This is a genomic window from Alcaligenes sp. SMD-FA (assembly GCF_025960365.1).
Classification (GTDB): domain Bacteria; phylum Pseudomonadota; class Gammaproteobacteria; order Burkholderiales; family Burkholderiaceae_B; genus Alcaligenes; species Alcaligenes aquatilis.
Map to the genome: position 1 here is coordinate 143,705 of NZ_CP110108.1, position 16,628 is coordinate 160,332.

Below are 16,628 nucleotides of genomic sequence, written 5' to 3' on the forward strand. Positions count from 1 at the left end.
CCGTGGAAATAAATGGGTTGTGGAATCGTATTTATATTACGTTTACGTAAACGTCATATATATGGGTTTTCCCTTATCGGGACTCCAGCTTCAATTGTTCGCTCATGGTGTGACAGATATCGAGCTGATCCTGAATTTCCTGCAAGGTCTGGTCCAGATCCTGCCGTTGTCGCTCCAGACGCAGGCGGTGCTCGGTCAGGACCTCCTGATAATGCTTAAGCTGGGAGGCGGTGTCCATCGGGGATTCATACATATTGATCAGTCGCAGAATCTCCGATAACTGCAGTCCCAGCCTTTTGCCGCGCAGGGCCAGTTTCAGGCGGGCGCGATCACGGGGCTGATAAATGCGCTGTGTACCTTGACGCAGCGGGCTCAAGATTCCTTGATCTTCATAGAAGCGCAGGGTGCGAGGCGTGATGCCAAACTCGTGCGCCAGATCCGATATTGTCCAGGTTGTCGTTGTCATTTTTAGTGTGATTTACGTAAACGTAAACTATCATGCCATAGAGCCGGGGTGCGAACCAGGGCCTATTAACCGTAAAAGGCCCTAGGCCTTTTAGTATGGTCTGCCCTTACGCCCTACAAGAGCCATTCTATTGGAGCGAGCATGAATCCTAACGAACAAAAATTGAATTATCCCTGGGCAGATACCCTGCCCCCAGCGGGCGGCAGCCTGGAAGTGGCGCCGGGGGTGCGTTGGCTGCGTATGCCTTTGCCCTTTGCGCTGGATCACATCAATCTGTGGTTATTGCGCGACCAGATCGACGGGCGCGAGGGCTGGACGATTGTGGACTGTGGCGTGGCCCGCCCCGAAGTACGCGAGCTGTGGGAACAGGTTTTTAACAATGAGCTTCAAGGCTTGCCCGTTCTGCGCGTGATCGTCACTCACATGCACCCGGATCACATCGGTTTGGCGGACTGGTTGTGCCAGCGCTGGAATGCGCCGCTGTGGATCAGCATGACGGACTACGCAATTGCCAAGCTGTGGTCGGGTACAGGTGGACGCCAGACGGGTGCGCAAGCCGGTGGCCCGAATGGCGCGGCCGCAGAAGCGCACTTTGTCCGTCATGGCCTGCAGGACGAGAAAGCCCGTGAGCAGATTCGCAGCCGTGGGGATTACTACCCGTCCATGGTGCCTTCGGTGCCCGAGCGTTTTGTACGCTTGATGGATGGTCAGCGTGTGGTGATTGCCGGTCGCCCCTGGCGTTTGATCGTGGGCTATGGCCATGCTCCCGAGCATATGTCTTTGTATTGTGAAGAACTGAAGGTGTTGATCTCTGGTGACATGCTCTTGCCGCGTATCTCCACCAATGTCAGCGTGTTCGATACCGAGCCCTTTGCCAATCCTTTGCCTTTGTACCTGAACTCGTTGCTGTCCTATCAGGATCTGGCCCCGGACACCCTGGTGCTGCCTTCGCACGGCAAGCCTTTCCGTGGCATGCACGAACGTATCCGTCAGCAGCAGGAGCATCACGCCGAGCGTCTGGAAGAAGTACTGCAAGCCTGCTCCCAGCCTTGTACGGCCGCTGACATTTTGCCCGTGCTGTTCCACCGCAAGCTGGACTCGCACCAGATGACCTTTGCCATGGGCGAGGCCATTGCCCATCTGCACGCCTTGTATTTTGATGATCGTTTGCGTCGCGAGATGGGCGAGGATGGGGTCTACCGTTTTCAGCGTATCTGAATACCGGGGCGCCTCTTAATAAGAGGGGGCAATATAGCAACTGTCGGCATAGGCGACCGGGCCCGCTGGCCTGTGGTAGCGTAGAGCTTTTCTTGCTACCGCCTGCCGACACTATGAGCTCTGATCTCGCCCTGGATACTGCCCTGCAACACACGGGTCTGGCCCCGTTCGATCCGCATACGGATGCCGCGCCAGTGGCCGTGCCTATCATGCGCACCAGTACGGTGCGCTTTCGTAATCTGGACGCTCTGGATCGGGCTCAGGCTGACAAGGCAGATCCTGAAAAACGCTCGGTCACTTACGGGCGCTCGGGTATGGATACCCATGCCGCGCTGGAGCAGGTGTTCTGTCAGTTGGAGTCTGCCACTCAGGCTTTGCTGGCACCGTCGGGCATGGCGGCCATTACCTTGGGTTTGTTGGCCTTGCTGGATTCGGGCGATCACGTGCTGATTGCCGATAGTGCTTACGGCCCGGTGCGCTATCTGGAAAAGACCGTGCTGCGTCGCATGGGCATACAGGCTACCTTCTGCGCCCCGACCCCCGAGGAAATGGCCCGTCATTTGCAGGACAACACTCGCATGGTGTACGTGGAGTCACCGGGTTCCTTGCTGATGCAGATGCTGGACATGCCCGCCCTGGCGGAGTTTGGCCGCCAGCACAATTTGCTGCTGGTTACCGACAACACCTGGGGCTCGGGCTATATCTACCGTCCCTTGGAGTTGGGCTTTGATGTGTCCATCGTAGCTGGGACCAAGTATGTGGCAGGCCACTCTGACTTGATGTTGGGGGCAGTCATGTCCACCGACCCTGCCATTAACAAACGCCTGCACGATAACCATTATGCGCTGGGCTTTTCCATCAGTGCGGACGATGCCTGGTTGGCCTTGCGTGGTGCACGTACCCTGCCCATCCGTATGCGTGAAAGCGCCGCCAATGCGCTGGCCGTGTGTCAGTTTCTGGATAGCCGCCCTGAAGTTAGCCGTATTTATCACCCGGCTTGGCCCCAAGATCCGGGCCATGCTTTGTGGCAACGCGACTGCACCGGCTCTAATGGCATGTTGTCGGTGCAACTGCGACTGAACAATGCGCAGGCTCGTGTGTTTGTGGATGCACTGACGCTGTTTGGTATCGGCTTTTCCTGGGGCGGTTTCGAAAGCCTGGTGCAACTGGTGGATACCGCATTTTTAAGCGGCCACAGCTATTGGCAAGAAAGCCAGGACAGCCTGGTGCGCCTGCATATCGGCCTGGAATCGACCAAGGATTTATGTGCAGACTTGGCACAGGCTTTTGAAAAGGCGGCGCAGGCTTAGGCCTTTAACTGACTGCTCTAGCCAGGGACGCACCCTGGCTTTAATAACTGGCTCAGACTTGCAATGACGTTGGAATCCCGTACCTTCTTGTAAGCCGCTGTTATCGAATGACTGACGAGCTATCGGCAGCTAATAGATCACAGATATAGAAACACCAAGGGCCCTCAAAACCGGAACGAATTCCAGTCTTGAGGGCCCTTGGCCGTATGGCTCAGCCAGAGCGCCAATTAGCGATTGGTGACCATTTTCAGCAGCTCTTGAGCCTTGCTGATGCTTTCGTCGTAGCCATTGGCCAGTGCCGGCGAAGTCACGAACTTGCCGCCCACAGCCAGACTAGGTGTGCCCTGGATCTGGTAGGTGTTGGACAGTTCGTTGGCTTTATTGGCCTTGGTCTGTACGCCAAAGGAGTTGAAGGTCTGCTCGAAACGAGCCTTGTCTACGCCTTGTTTGGCAGCCCAGGCCGTGATGGTCTTGGCATCAAAAATGCGCTCACGCTTTTGATGAATGGCTTCAAACACCTTGGGGTGCAGGTCCAGACGGTCCATGGCTTCCAGGGTGTAGTACAGCTTTTGCAGATCGGTCATGCCGGCATTGAAGGCGACAGGCACACGGCGCAGCACGACATTGTCTGGCAGGGTCTTGGCCCAGGTTTCGACCTTGGGTTCCAGGATGGCGCAGTGTGGGCAGCTGTAGGAGAAAAACTCCAGCACTTCGGTTTTACCGACGCTGTCCGAGGGCTGAGCCGCAGGCAGGGTGACGTAGCCCTGGTTGGCTTGTTGAGCCAGCGCGCTGGTGGCGGGCAACAAAGTCGCCCCAGCCAACAGACTGGCACCGACCAGGGATCGTACAAACAATGCGTTCAGCTTCATGAATCAATTTCCTTAAGGGGGAAGATGAGGTCTATGACCTGTGCAATGGCGGAAAAGTTCACCTTGGGCCTACCCAGGGTGCAACTTGTTCAGGGCCGTACCACCGAGCTATCAATTTTTTCCTCGGCCAGACGGCTGCGTGCCCGGTTCATTTCGTCTATGCCCTTGAAGGGACCCAGGCGTACCCGGTTCACCGTGCCGCCATTGACCTGGGCACTTTGTACCGAGGCATTAAAACCCAACATCAACAAGCGGGCTTTCATGGCTTCGGCATCCGCATTGTTGCGAAATGCACCTGCTTGCAGGTAGTAGGGGGTGGATGTGGTGGCTGGCTTGGCGGGCGCCGGGGGCGCAGCAGGTGTCGGTGTAGCCGGTTTGCTGGCGGCCGGTGCCGGAGTGCTTGGTGCGGCAGGTGTTGTGGCTGGTGGTGTTACGGCAGGAGCGGTAGTGCGAGCCTCTGGCTGACGGGCTGGTTCCGTACCCATGGCAGGCAGGGTGGCAATCAAATCACCCAAAGCATCCGGAGCGGCAGGCTTGGAAGAGATGCTGGGCAAATTGGCCGGTGGCAAGGTCAATCCGGGGATGGTGTCGCCCGGCGCAGGCGTCTGCCCGCTGGAGCTGCCATACAGACCCCGGTTCGGGTCCAGCAAGTCTCGCCCTTCAGGCAAGGCAACGGTTGGTTTGTCCCGGCTGGCCTTGTCCACAAAGGGCATGGGTACTTTGGTGACAAACAGGGCGACGGCCACCGCCGCGCCCAGACCCAGAATCAGGCCAATCAGAATGCCGGTATAGGTACCGCCGGAACTACTGGATTTTTTACGTGCTCTTGCCATATCTGCCTATGGGTTTACATACGTTCGGGTGCGGACACACCCAGCAGGTTCAGACCATTACGAATGACCTGGGCGCAGGCCTGGGCCAGGCGCAGACGGGCCAGACGTAAGGCCGTGTCGTCGACCGACACGCGCTCGGCGTTGTACCAGGAGTGGAAGTCCGCAGCGCAGTCGCGTAGCCAGAAAGCAATGTGGTGAGGGGCCAGTTCGCGAGCGGATTGGGCCAGCACATTGGGGTATTCGGACAGGCGTTGCATCAGAGCGATCTCGGTGGGGGCGGTCAAAGGCGTGATGTCGGCCTGAGGCACTTGATCCAACAGTTCTGCCGACTGGTTCAACACGGAGTTGATACGGGCATGAGCGTACTGGATGTAGTAAACCGGGTTTTCTTCGCTCTTGGACAGGGCCAGATCGATATCGAATACGAACTCGGAGTCAGCACGGCGCTGGATCAGGAAAAAGCGCACGGCGTCCTGGCCTACCCATTCGATCAGGTCACGCAAGGTGACGTAGCTGCCTGCGCGTTTGGAGATTTTCACCTCCTGGCCATTGCGCATGACTTTGACCATCTTGTGCAGGATGTAGGCCGGAAATTCCTTGGGGATACCCAGGCCCAGACCTTGCAGACCAGCGCGTACACGGGCAATGGTGCCGTGGTGGTCGGAGCCCTGAATATTGATGGCGTGGTGGAAGCCGCGCTCCCACTTGGCCACGTGATAGGCCACGTCCGGCACGAAGTAGGTGTAGCCGCCTTCGGATTTGCGCATCACGCGGTCTTTGTCGTCGCCTGTGCCCAGTTCCGTGGTGCGCAGCCACAGCGCGCCGTCCAGCTCGTAGGTGTGACCGGCGTCGATCAGGGCCTGCACGGTTTTTTCAACCTTGCCGGAGGTGTATAGCGAGCTTTCCAGGTAGAAGTTGTCGAACTTCAGGCCGAAAGCCTGCAAGTCCAAATCCTGTTCGCGGCGCAGGTAGGCCACGGCGAAGCGGCGGATGTCTTCCAGATTGTCCAGATCACCACTGGCGGTGACAGAGGCGCCATCGGCAGCCTGAACGGTTGCACCAGCCTGATAGTCGCGGGCGATATCCAGAATGTAGTCGCCCTTGTAGCCGTCAGCGGGGAATTGCTCGCTGTCGGGCTCGATGCCACGAGCACGGGCATGCACGCTGGTGGTCAGGTTGTCGATCTGGTTACCGGCGTCGTTGTAGTAGAACTCGCGGGTAACGTCGTAGCCTTGCGAGCTGAATACGCGGCACAGGGAGTCGCCCAGCGCCGCTTGGCGGGCGTGGCCCACGTGCAAGGGGCCGGTCGGGTTGGCCGACACGAACTCCACCATCAGTTTTTCCTGGGTAGGAGCAACGTGGCCAAAGTTATCGCCTTGCTCGGCAATAGTCTTCAGGACGGCCTGATGGGTGGCCGTGGACAGACGAAAGTTGATAAAGCCCGGGCCGGCAATTTCCGCGCCTGCCAGCAAAGCAGCGGCGTTCGGATCGGCCAACAGGGTATCGACGATTTGCTGAGCCAACTCGCGCGGGTTACGACCGGCGGGTTTAGCCAATTGCATGGCAATATTGCAGGCGGCATCACCGTGCGCAGCCACTTTGGGGCGCTCCAGCGTGATGTTGGGTTCAGCCTGGGGCAAGATGGCACGGACGGCAGCCTGTAGGCAGGCGATTAATTGAGATTGTTGCTCAGCAAGCATAGGAAAGGTCTGGATTGGTAGAAAGACAACTGGGGCGAGTTGATCTCGCCTCAGATGGAAGGCGCGACATTGGCCCGCCGGATAGCCCCACATGATAGCGTGATTTGACGCCAAATTCTTTTCAAGCACCCTAGCGTTCCCATCCCAGGTGGTTATGTAACCACGCATCGTAAGCATCCATGTCTACCCAGCCTACTTGATTGTCACCGCGCAGGCGCCAGTCATTAAAGCGTGTGATCAGGTTTTCCAGGGTGTTGCGCACCTGTCGGCCCAAGGCAGGGTGCGAGTCCTGATACAGCAGATCCTGACCCTGGCCGTGGTAGTCAACGCGGCGTACTCCCTGTGTGCTCAGACGCAGTCCGGGTGTACGCATGTCCTGCAAGATGGGATGCCTGATCTGCAGATCGGTTTGAGGCAGTTCGGCCAGCGTCAAGCCGGCGGCGGTGGCTTGCCAGTGCATCCAGGCCAGGGCCACTTTGTCCAGGTCGCTGATGCTGTTGTCATCGGACAGTACACCACCACCTATCTGGCTATGAGCGCCGATAAAAGGCATTTCCACTGTGTTCATGGCCTGGGCCAAGCCGCTTAAGGGAAAGAGCACGCGGTGTTCGTGCATTGCTACGGCGTGGGCCACCCAATTCCAGGCTTGCGAGACGCCCAATCGGTATTGAGAGTTGCTCCAGCCGCCCAGCCCAAATTGCGCCACCGTATCGAAAAGCCCTAGAAAGCGGGGGGTGATGCAGGCCCGGATGGCCCCACGCTGCGGATCATTCAGCACAAACCAGCCTTGTTGGGTGTAGTCCAAAATGCGATTGGAAAAGTCTCTGGCCAGCGCTGCTCCCCGTGAAAAACCCAGCAAGTCCACCGGTACGGCGCGGGCTGCGGGCCCCTGCTCCTGCATGCGGTTCAGAAAGCGGTTCCATTGCGCCTCCAGAATGCGACCTGCTCGCCACGCCGTCAGCGCATCCAGATCCGTGCTCACAGGATTGCCGGGACCCTCGCTGTAATGCACCGCCCCATCCTGATACAACTGCGACAGTTTCCAGACATTGCTGTTGGTGATGGGGGCTTGCCGTGTGCCATCAAACGCGAACAGCAGCAGGCCGGTGGGATCAATATGGCGCAATGGCTGTTGCTGGGCATAGCCCACTGCCTGGGTGTGCGGCCACGGGCCCAACGGGTCCGCTTCCAGATAGTGACCGCGATCGGGGAGATAGGTACGCAGCAGATTGTCGTGCCAGCCGGTAGCGGACTCTGCATACTGCCCCGGCAGGCGTAAGTTGAATTCCAGCGTTTCGAGTAAAGGCTCGGCCTTTCCCAACGGGTTCAGATCTGCGGCCCAGATTGGCCGGGTTTGGTGGTCGCTAATCAGTCGGACGGCGCCCATCAAATCACTATGCAGGTAGTACAACTGCCCTTGCCCATCTGGTTGATAAACAATCATCCCTACGGGCGTCAGCCCTGCATACAGATAGCGCCGGGAAATGAGCTGGCCGGGCGCAGCGGCTAAATCCAGTTCAGCCATTAATTGCTGGCCGTGAAAGAAGAAAGCGCGCTCTTGATTGCCTTGCTTGCGCCAGATGCGCTGGCCAAAGGCATCGTGCCGGTACTCGACCAGGGTGGAGTTGGCCGTGTGCACGCGCCGTAAGCGACGGTTGGGGCCGTAGTCCAGATTCAAGGCTCCGACGGCTTTCGCCGTGCCGGTGGAGGAACGCTGAATGGAAGCGGCTGGCTTCGGGTAGCGCGCAGCAAGTGCGCCGCTGTGGCTCCAGGCCAGCCATTGTTCTGATTCTGTCTTGCCTTGACGCAAGGCAATCATCCGGTTCTGGGCGTCGTAGTGCAAAAACCAATGGCGTATTTGCTGTAGCAGCGGGTAGTCGTGGCGGTCCTCCAGTACATTTCCTTGTGCATCCAGGCGGCGGGTTTGTGTCCAGACAGGTTTGCCATCCGGCTGCAAAAGCATTGCATCCACAGCTTGACCAGTGCTGTTCGCATGGCTGATCAGTTGAAGGCCATTGCCCCAGGCGTAGCCCACCTCTTGTGCGTGGATGACAGTCTGGATTTGCCCGGTTTGTTGGACCCATTCCAGAGACTGTAGACGTCCATGAGCATCCCAGCGGTAGCGTAGTTGTCCGCCTTCCGGCAGTGAGTGCAGCGTCAGCCTACGCTGCTCGTCATACTCAAAGCGATCGGTCCAGTTTTGCCCAGGGCTATGGCTACGCTCCAGGCGACGTTCTTGTAATAAACCCGATCGTAACTTCAGCCATTGTGTTTCCGTGGGGTGACGAATGCGTAGCGCGCCAGGCCCCAACCAGTCCAGTTCACTGCGTTCAACTTCATGGCCTTGTTGGTGTTCAAGACGGCTCAAGCGCCCCTGCTGATCGTAGTGAATCTGAAGCGAGCCTTCTTCTGCGTAGTCAATGCGCGTCAGCTTGCCATCCGGGCTCCAGTAGCGGGCTTCGCTTCCATGCTGGCTGGACGCCCACCGTTGCAGGCGCCCTTTTTCATCAAGTTCTAGGCTTAGCGACCCCCAGCCACCCTGCTTTTGCTCCAGCCGTGACACCGTTCCATTTGTACGGCGCTGCGCTGTCCACGGCCCAGCCTGCAACCAGCGTCCTTGCGGATCGTACTGCCATCGCGTGCTATAGGGCGGGCAGTCCTTGCACAAGCGGCTTTCCAGTTTTTGTAGCCGCTGCTGGCCTTGATAGTCGCGGTAATGGAAGCGATGTCGTTCTGTGCCGATGGACCATTCACTCAGGTTCGGCCCGTAACGTGCCGTCCAGTCCTGATTGAAGGCATGAGAGATCAAACGGCTGACTCGACCGTGGGTGTCGTATTCCCATTGCTGTACTGGCTGGGCCGCTTGGCCAGGTGCTTGCAGGCTGCTGCCGCCTAAACGATTCGACCAAGGCGCGGGGGCTGGATGGTAGAGGCGCTGCATGCCATCGGGGCGGCTGACGCCGGCCAGCCAGACTTGTTGGTCGTGCTGTTCCAGAAGCAGGCGAAACGGCCCGGCTGGGGTTTTAATATTGATGGCTGTGGCTGTGGCTGTGGCTGTGGCTGTGGCTGTGGCTGTGGCTGTGGCTGTGGCTGTGGCTGTGGCTGTTGGCGTGGTTGTGACCATCGCCATCGCCGCTGTCGCAGTTGCTGCCGTTTCCGCTGCTCTTACCGCCGTTGTGACATTGGCTAGGGGCCTGGTTTTGGTGTGGGATTGAGCTTGTCTTGGAGTCTGAACCGGAGCTTGGTTTTGCCCCTGCCCCTGTGGCGACGCCTGCTCCTGCACTTGGCTTTGCCATTCAAACACCAGCGTTTGGCCCAAATGATTACGCACAGTCTTAACCGCATACGCTTGCGGATGCGTGCCGGGAAAGCGTTCTATATCCAGCCACTGCTGTGTCGAAACACGCACATGGATTAGCCAGCCCTGCTCGTCAAACCTCAGAATCAACCCATTCGGGCCTTGCCAGAACCAGCCCTTACTTTGCACGTGTGCCGGTGGGTACAAGCGAGTCTGTCGTCCATCTGGCATGAACAGGGCATGTCCTTGCTGCCGCAATTGCAGGTCGTAGCTCAAGGCCCAACCTGTGTGTCCCAGCGTCGGCGTAGGATTGCGCCCCCACCCATTCCAGTGACGCTGCAATTGCAGCAAAGGCCAGGCTTGGCTTAGCGGTAAGTCGGTATCGCTTTGGTATTTCTGCCCGCTCAGCAAGTTCACTGGATTGAGCAAACCCATATCGGCTGCGGGTTCGCCCTGTTCCCCCAAGGCGGCGGCTGGCGCGCAGCGGGTGGATGACGGGGGCAAGGGACATTCAAGCGAGCTTTGTGACCAGGCCAGGGATGGGCAGGTGATCAAGAGCAAGATTAGCCAAGACAGGAATGCGGCAGGCATGAAGGACTCTCCAAGACGGGGAAAATCCTGCTATCTTGCAGGGGTGTGTATCCTGAAAGTCGAATCGGAAACACAAAGATCCATAAGGAGAAACCGTATGCTAGTCGTCTTTAAAAGCAAAGCCGCCGCCGATGTGCTGATGTTCTCCGAACATGCCATGCCTATTCTCCGGGCCGCAGGGCGCTCCTACCCCGATGGTTTGCCCGAGCGTGGTGTGTTCACGGCAGAGCAATTGTCCGAAGCCATTGGCAATATTGAACGAGCGATTGGGCAAGACCGGGAAAACAAGCATTCGCCCCACGAGGACGAAGACGAGGAAAAGGAACACCCGATGTCCCAGGTCGTCAGCTTCAGCCAACGCGCCTATCCTTTGCTGGATATGTTGCGCCAGGCAAATAACACCGGCGTGCCGGTCATGTGGGAACCGGCAGATAGTTCCTGGTAGTCCCTGGAATGTCGGCCTGCCGACAATTTGGTAGGCCTTCTTTGCTTAAGCTCCAGAGTTGATCTATTTTTTTTCGGAGATCGTCTATGAGCGCTATGGTGCTTGTGATCTTTAGTCCTCGCCAGCACATAGAGCTGGTCACTCCTATACAAACCATTGATCCGGAAAGCGGCAAGCAATCGCGCGACTGGTTCGATCGCACCTGGCAAGAGCTGGGCTGTGAACCCCTGCGAGCCAGCGGCAAAGTCCTGTTGTTGGACAAAATCATGGGCGTGGCTGATGCCATGGGTTATACGATGCTGTCGCAGGACGATGAACGCGCCCAGGAATTTGCACGCCATTGCTTGCAAGCGGTGGGTTCCATGCAGGTCACCGTGGATTTGCCGGGTTTGGCGGTCACGTACTGATCAGGCCAAGGCAATGGAAAACCGGCTCTGTAGGGCCGGTTTTTTTATGTTTTTTTGAATGTTTTTGGGCTTGTAAGGCGGTTGGTTTGCAGTTGATGCTGCCGTCACAGCCACAGCCACAGTCATAGCCACCGTCATCACCGCCGTTATTGCCGCTGCCAGCGCCACTACACGGGGCAGGTATACCTTAATCATTTGAACGGCTGTCGGCCTAGCCTTGTTCCTGCCTGAGTTCCAGTTACACAATGCATAGGCTCAGTCCCCAAGGGCTTATTACAATCCAGCAGATTCAGACTTGGCCTTAGCCGGCATAGTCAGCAACCCTGTCACCCGAAGCAATATGGATCTCAAAACGCTAGAAAAACACCTTGATGCCTCGCCGCTGCTGCAAGCGCATAAACAGTATTTCCTGGATTTGGCGCAGCCAGCGGTGGCTATCCATTTGGGTGAAGACAAGGGCCAGCCCTTGCAAAGTCGTTTTGGTGGTCAGCCTATGGTGCCTCCCGGTTTTACCTGGCCCGAGCATCCTGACGGCCATTATCTGTTTGTTGGCCAGATCAACTTCGCGGAATTGCCCAAGGGGCCGGATCGCCCGGCTGATTTGCCCAGCAGCGGCCTGCTGTCACTGTTCTACGGTTTCGATGAAGACGATGCCATTTTCTGGCGTGACCAAGACTACCTCAAGGCTTACTACTGGCCAGACACCAGCGGTTTTCAGGAGATCCAGGCGCCCCACCGCTGGAGTACCCGTAGCTGGGCGCTGCAGTTTAAAAACTGCATCGACATTCCGCGTCATGAGGAACTGCGTCAGGATTGGCCAGTGCCTTTCGAGGAACTCTACGACTGGTTCGATAAGCTGGGAGAAAACGGTGATTTGCCTGGCGACTATCTGTTGGGCCGTCCTTCCTGGGACAGCCTGGCTTATGACCCTACGCCCAATCAGGTGGAGCATCCAAGTCAATCGCGCTGGCGCTCTTTGCTGACCGTACAGTCGCACGAAAAACTGCATTGGTGCTGGCAGGATGGTGCACGCCTCATGGCTTTTATCGAGGACGATAAATTACGGGCCAAAGACTTCAGCCGTTTGCAGGTTGACTGCGGTTAAGGGCAATCAAGCTATTGAAGGCATGGCTGGTTGCGTTGACGCGAAATAACAAAGGCTGAGGATATTTCCCCTACGCTCTGTTGCCAAGCCAAGCCAAGCCAAGCCAAGCCAAGCCAAGCCAAGCCAAGCCAAGCCAAGGTGGATGTTTGCGCCATTGTTGATGCGGGTTGCACTTCGTTGCTGGGTTTGCCGCGTGTTGAGATGAGCAGTCATGCTGCGCCCACGAAAAACCCGCCTTGTGGGCGGGTTGCAGGCAGAGCGACGATAAGTCGGGCTGCGAAAGCGGGTCAGGCGCGGCCGGGATGGGCCGGGCGGGCGCTGGAGTGGGATCACCACCCCAGTCGCGACATAAAGATCGTTAGGCGGTGGTCGCTTCAGCTTCTTGCTGGGCGATGGTGTGGCGGTTAACCGCGCTCAAGATCGCCAGGAAGGAGGATGTCACGATGTCGGCGTGAACGCCCACACCAAAGCCCGATGGACTGTCACCGATACGCATTTCCACGTAAGCGGCAGCGCGGGTTTCCGCACCGGAACCAATGGCGTGTTCGTTGTAGTCCATGATCTTGATGGACATATCCAAAGCATTCACAAAGGCAGAGATCGCGCCTTCGCCCGACCCCTTCAAGGTGCGAACCTGACCGTCGTGTTCCACATCCACTTCAATCGTGAATTGCTGGCCGCTGTCGGCGTGCGGCTGGCTGATGATGTTGTGCTTGAGCAGCTTGTAGTGCTTTTTGCAGTTCAGGTATTCGGACTCGAAAATGCCGTACACATCTGCAGGTGTTACTTCCTTGCCGGAAGAATCGGTGACGCGCTGAATGGCACGGCTGAATTCGATTTGCATGCGGCGTGGCAAGACCAGACCGTGCTCTTGTTCCAGCAGGTAGGACACACCGCCCTTGCCTGACTGGCTGTTGACGCGGATAACCGCATCGTAGCTGCGGCCCAGGTCGGCCGGGTCGATTGGCAAGTAAGGCACTTCCCACAGTTCGTCGGATTTTTGCTGTGCCAAGCCTTTCTTGATGGCGTCCTGGTGGGAGCCGGAGAAGGCGGTAAACACCAGGTCGCCCGCGTAAGGATGGCGTGGGTGCACGGGCAACTGGTTGCAGTACTCGGCGGTGCGGCGCACTTCGTCGATGTCCGAGAAGTCCAGCTCAGGGTTCACACCCTGGGTGTACAGGTTCAGGGCCAAGGTCACCAGGCAGACGTTGCCGGTGCGCTCGCCGCTACCGAACAAGCAACCTTCGATACGGTCTGCGCCCGCCATCACGGCCAGTTCAGCAGCCGCTACTGCCGTGCCGCGGTCGTTGTGCGGGTGTACGCTCAGGGTCACGTTGCTGCGTTGCTCCAGATTGTTGTGCATCCACTCGATCTGGTCGGCGTACATATTGGGCGTGGTGGCCTCAATGGTGGCGGGCAAGTTCAAAATGACGCGCTCGTCGGCGGCTGGGTCCCAGGCTTTCACCACCGCATTACACACGTCCAGAGCGAATTCAGGCTCGGTGGTGCTGAACACTTCGGGCGAGTACTCGTAGCCCCATTGGGTTTGCGGGTACTTGGCCACTTCGCTTTTGACCAGACGTGTACCGGTCAAGGCAATTTCCTTGATCTCGTCCTTGCTCAAGTTAAAGACGACCTTGCGAAAGGCCGGCGCACATGCGTTGTACAAGTGAATGATGGCGCGTTTGGCGCCCGCAGCGGCTTCGACTGTGCGCTTGATCAGGTCTTCACGCGATTGCGTCAAGACGATGATGGTGACGTCTTCAGGGATACGGTTTTCGTCGATCAGCTTGCGAACGAAATCGAAGTCGGTCTGCGATGCGGAAGGGAAACCGACCTCGATTTCCTTGAAACCGATTTTGACGAGTTGCTCGAAAAAGCGCAGTTTGCGAGCCACGTTCATGGGCTCGATCAGGGACTGATTGCCGTCACGCAAGTCAGTGCTCATCCAGATGGGCGCTTTGGTAATGCGCTTGGACGGCCAGGTGCGCTCGGCGAAGTCGCGATCAAAGGCGACAAAAGGACGATACTTTTGAGAGGGGTTTTTCAGCATTGCCATGGGGATACCTGTCGGACAAAAAGTGTTGATTACTTCTTGCCGTCACCAGCGATTGCAGCATTTACGTAGGCCGGTGGCGGCACAAATGACGTAGATGTGGCTGAGTATTGGCTGCCGAACTGCCACAGGACACTAGGCCCGGCAACCGGACGCTAGTAGTAGCAGCTGGGATAGGATGGAGGCAGGGGCCGAGGAACGGCCTTCACGCACGGAACGCGACAAGGTTGCTTCAGCGGCGGGGCTGAAACCTTGGCAAGCGTAGGAGAGTTGGCGTGCGTGAGTCATGACCGTTAGTCAAACACAAAAGAAACAGGAAGGCAAGTGTCAGGTTTGTGGTTCTTGGCGCTCATAGTCGGCCTGTAACAGGCGGCTTTGTTGCTCGGCCAGTTCGATCTTGCCAAAGCGGCCAGCGCGCAACTCGCTATAGGCGCGTTGTAAATCACCCACAGTCAAAGGGCTGCGCTGATCGGGCCAGCACCACAAAATGACTTCACGGGCCGGACGGCTGAGCGATCGGGCTAACTGAGCCACGGTGGACTCGTCGATAATGCGTTGCTGGTTGCGTTGCATGACCCTTTGTATAAAGCCATACAAAAGATAGGCAATAATGAGCGTTATGACGCCCACTACCGTCCACCAGAAAAACGGGTTGTATTGTTTGATCAGCGCCAGGTTTTGAATGCTCAAGGCCTGCAGGCCAGAGTAATCCAGGCCACGCCCGAAGCTGATAAGACGGTTGAGAAGGTCCCACCAGATAATGGCTACTACGACAGTGATGACGGTGCAGATAATAGTGGCTGTGGCGCACAGCTTGAACAGAGTGCTACGCAGAGCCTGACTATCGTTGGCGGTGGGTGTCTGGGCGTTGTCAGTTTTCATGGAAACGATTGTACCTATGCTTACGCGTCAGTCACTAGATTTACGCCAGCAGCAAACGCTGGTTTTGACGCCGCAATTGCAACAGTCTATTAAAGTGTTGCAGCTATCGGGGGCCGAGCTGGAGCAGGAGTTGGCTCAAGCTTTGCTGGACAACCCTTTGCTGGAACGTTTGGACGTGCAGATGGATGTCGCCGCCGAGCCATTGCCCGAAGCCGCTTCGGGCGAGGCGGAATCCTCGTGGGCGAGTCTGGAGTTTCCCAAGCACCAAGGGGATTCGCATGACCCTGATTGGTCCCCCGAATCGGCCATTGACCAGGACCTGGCTGCTTATCTAAGCGAGCAGTTGGGATTGTTGCGTTTGAGCGACCGTGACCGGGTCCTGGCACAGTTGTTAATCGACGAGCTGGACGATAACGGCTACCTGCCCGTCTCTTTGGACGAGGTGCTGGCCTGCCTGCCCGCTGAGCTGGATATTGATGAAAGTGATTTGCGCTGCGCGCTGGCACAGGTGCAGTCTTTGGACCCGGCCGGTGTCGGTGCGCGGGATCTGGCCGAGTGCCTGAGCTTGCAACTGATGCAACAGGCCCAGCAACTGGAGCCCGCCTTGTTTGATTGCGCCCGCTATCTGGTGCGTGAGCATGTCGGCGTTCTGGCCTCGCCCAGTCAGCTGCGTCAGCGCTGTGCAGGCCTCTATCCGGCCGAGCTGGTGGAGCGGGCCCATCATTTGATCCTGAAACTGGACCCCAAGCCGGGGCGTGCCTGGACGCAGAATGTCTCGGCGTATGTCGTGCCGGACGTCTTGCTGATTCGTGGCAAGGATAGCTGGCAGGCGGCCTTGAATCCCCTGGCTGTACCGCGCTTGCAACTGGTGAACCTGCACGATTATGAAATTGAAGCGCACCCAGCCTTATTGGCAGAGCGCCAAAAAGCGACCGGCTTGCTGCGCAGCGTCAACAGTCGCTTTGTGACGATTTTGCGCGTAGCACAAGCGATCGTGCAGATGCAGCAGGATTTCTTCACGCAGGGTGTGTCGGCCCTGAAACCCATGCAGTTGGCCGATCTGGCGGCTGAACTGGATTTGCATGAGTCGACGATTTCGCGTGCAACGCGGCAAAAATACATGCAGACGCCGCATGGGGTGATGGAGCTTAAACAGTTCTTTACCGTGGCCTTGGCCAGTGTGGATGGCAAGGCCGATATGTCCGCTGCTTCGGTGCGGGCGCAGATTGTACAGATGATTCGTGACGAGCCACCGGCCAAGCCTTTGTCGGACCAGCAGATTACCGATCTCTTGCAGGCTCAGGGCCTGACGTTGGCGCGCCGTACAGTGGCCAAATACCGGGAGGCGGAAGGTTTGGCACCGGCTTCACAGCGCAAGATGCGGGCAGCGGCGGGAGTCTAGGGCGACAGCCACAGCAGGCTCAAGATACTTGGCAAGACCTTGGAAA

Annotated in this window: 13 protein-coding genes; 6 read left to right on the forward strand and 7 right to left on the reverse strand. The window is 57.7% G+C overall.

The window, feature by feature from the left end:
* Positions 1-73: 73 nt before the first annotated feature.
* On the reverse strand, positions 74-466 hold the full coding sequence (locus OKX01_RS00600; RefSeq protein WP_094195239.1) for a MerR family transcriptional regulator: 393 nt from the start codon (positions 464-466) through the stop codon (positions 74-76).
* Positions 467-607: 141 nt separating this feature from the next.
* Between OKX01_RS00600 and OKX01_RS00605 the strand changes: the two genes are divergently transcribed.
* Positions 608-1,684 carry an MBL fold metallo-hydrolase gene (locus OKX01_RS00605; protein ID WP_108727068.1) on the forward strand — a complete coding sequence of 359 codons (1,077 nt, stop codon included), beginning with the start codon at positions 608-610 and terminating at the stop codon, positions 1,682-1,684.
* 113 nt (positions 1,685-1,797) lie between these two features.
* A complete protein-coding gene (gene metC / locus OKX01_RS00610) occupies positions 1,798-2,994 on the forward strand; it encodes a cystathionine beta-lyase (RefSeq protein ID WP_108727069.1) in 1,197 nt (398 codons plus the stop codon).
* A 227-nt stretch (positions 2,995-3,221) separates the two neighbouring features.
* Here metC and OKX01_RS00615 read toward each other — a convergent pair whose 3' ends face one another.
* The 4 genes from OKX01_RS00615 to OKX01_RS00630 form a co-directional block, all read right to left on the reverse strand.
* On the reverse strand, positions 3,222-3,863 hold the full coding sequence (locus OKX01_RS00615; protein WP_094195242.1) for a thiol:disulfide interchange protein DsbA/DsbL: 642 nt from the start codon (positions 3,861-3,863) through the stop codon (positions 3,222-3,224).
* 89 nt (positions 3,864-3,952) lie between these two features.
* Positions 3,953-4,696, reverse strand: a complete 744-nt coding sequence (locus tag OKX01_RS00620; RefSeq protein WP_264672286.1) for an SPOR domain-containing protein — start codon at positions 4,694-4,696, stop codon at positions 3,953-3,955.
* A 14-nt stretch (positions 4,697-4,710) separates the two neighbouring features.
* Positions 4,711-6,396: an arginine--tRNA ligase gene (gene argS / locus OKX01_RS00625; protein ID WP_094195244.1), complete on the reverse strand. Its 1,686-nt coding sequence runs from the start codon at positions 6,394-6,396 to the stop codon at positions 4,711-4,713.
* A 130-nt stretch (positions 6,397-6,526) separates the two neighbouring features.
* On the reverse strand, positions 6,527-10,285 hold the full coding sequence (locus OKX01_RS00630) for a phospholipase effector Tle1 domain-containing protein (RefSeq protein WP_264672287.1): 3,759 nt from the start codon (positions 10,283-10,285) through the stop codon (positions 6,527-6,529).
* A 97-nt stretch (positions 10,286-10,382) separates the two neighbouring features.
* Here OKX01_RS00630 and OKX01_RS00635 point away from each other — a divergent pair, with 97 nt between their 5' ends.
* The 3 genes from OKX01_RS00635 (at position 10,383) to OKX01_RS00645 (ending at position 12,242) form a co-directional block, all read left to right on the forward strand.
* Entirely contained in the window at positions 10,383-10,730 is a 348-nt protein-coding gene (locus OKX01_RS00635; protein WP_094195246.1) for a DUF1840 domain-containing protein, read from the forward strand.
* 86 nt (positions 10,731-10,816) lie between these two features.
* Positions 10,817-11,137 (forward strand): hypothetical protein, encoded by a 321-nt coding sequence (locus OKX01_RS00640; RefSeq protein WP_094195247.1) that lies wholly within the window; start codon positions 10,817-10,819, stop codon positions 11,135-11,137.
* 340 nt (positions 11,138-11,477) lie between these two features.
* Positions 11,478-12,242, forward strand: a complete 765-nt coding sequence (locus OKX01_RS00645) for a YwqG family protein (protein ID WP_264672288.1) — start codon at positions 11,478-11,480, stop codon at positions 12,240-12,242.
* A gap of 358 nt (positions 12,243-12,600) precedes the next feature.
* Here OKX01_RS00645 and leuA read toward each other — a convergent pair whose 3' ends face one another.
* Positions 12,601-14,295, reverse strand: a complete 1,695-nt coding sequence (gene leuA, locus OKX01_RS00650) for a 2-isopropylmalate synthase (protein ID WP_199827894.1) — start codon at positions 14,293-14,295, stop codon at positions 12,601-12,603.
* Positions 14,296-14,625: 330 nt separating this feature from the next.
* Positions 14,626-15,180, reverse strand: coding sequence for a hypothetical protein (locus OKX01_RS00655; RefSeq protein WP_094195249.1), 555 nt, complete (start codon positions 15,178-15,180; stop codon positions 14,626-14,628).
* Positions 15,181-15,196: 16 nt separating this feature from the next.
* On the opposite strand from OKX01_RS00655, the gene rpoN reads away from it, so the two are divergent.
* A complete protein-coding gene (gene rpoN / locus OKX01_RS00660; RefSeq protein ID WP_094198227.1) occupies positions 15,197-16,582 on the forward strand; it encodes an RNA polymerase factor sigma-54 in 1,386 nt (461 codons plus the stop codon).
* Positions 16,583-16,628: the final 46 nt, after the last annotated feature.

Bases quoted from the DNA above. Each gene is read 5' to 3' on its own strand.
- OKX01_RS00600 (WP_094195239.1), bottom strand. From the start codon at position 466: ATGACAACGACAACCTGGACAATATCGGATCTGGCGCACGAGTTTGGC.
- OKX01_RS00605 (WP_108727068.1), top strand. From the start codon at position 608: ATGAATCCTAACGAACAAAAATTGAATTATCCCTGGGCAGATACCCTG.
- metC (WP_108727069.1), top strand. From the start codon at position 1,798: ATGAGCTCTGATCTCGCCCTGGATACTGCCCTGCAACACACGGGTCTG.
- OKX01_RS00615 (WP_094195242.1), bottom strand. From the start codon at position 3,863: ATGAAGCTGAACGCATTGTTTGTACGATCCCTGGTCGGTGCCAGTCTG.
- OKX01_RS00620 (WP_264672286.1), bottom strand. From the start codon at position 4,696: ATGGCAAGAGCACGTAAAAAATCCAGTAGTTCCGGCGGTACCTATACC.
- argS (WP_094195244.1), bottom strand. From the start codon at position 6,396: ATGCTTGCTGAGCAACAATCTCAATTAATCGCCTGCCTACAGGCTGCC.
- OKX01_RS00630 (WP_264672287.1), bottom strand. From the start codon at position 10,285: ATGCCTGCCGCATTCCTGTCTTGGCTAATCTTGCTCTTGATCACCTGC.
- OKX01_RS00635 (WP_094195246.1), top strand. From the start codon at position 10,383: ATGCTAGTCGTCTTTAAAAGCAAAGCCGCCGCCGATGTGCTGATGTTC.
- OKX01_RS00640 (WP_094195247.1), top strand. From the start codon at position 10,817: ATGAGCGCTATGGTGCTTGTGATCTTTAGTCCTCGCCAGCACATAGAG.
- OKX01_RS00645 (WP_264672288.1), top strand. From the start codon at position 11,478: ATGGATCTCAAAACGCTAGAAAAACACCTTGATGCCTCGCCGCTGCTG.
- leuA (WP_199827894.1), bottom strand. From the start codon at position 14,295: ATGCTGAAAAACCCCTCTCAAAAGTATCGTCCTTTTGTCGCCTTTGAT.
- OKX01_RS00655 (WP_094195249.1), bottom strand. From the start codon at position 15,180: ATGAAAACTGACAACGCCCAGACACCCACCGCCAACGATAGTCAGGCT.
- rpoN (WP_094198227.1), top strand. From the start codon at position 15,197: ATGCTTACGCGTCAGTCACTAGATTTACGCCAGCAGCAAACGCTGGTT.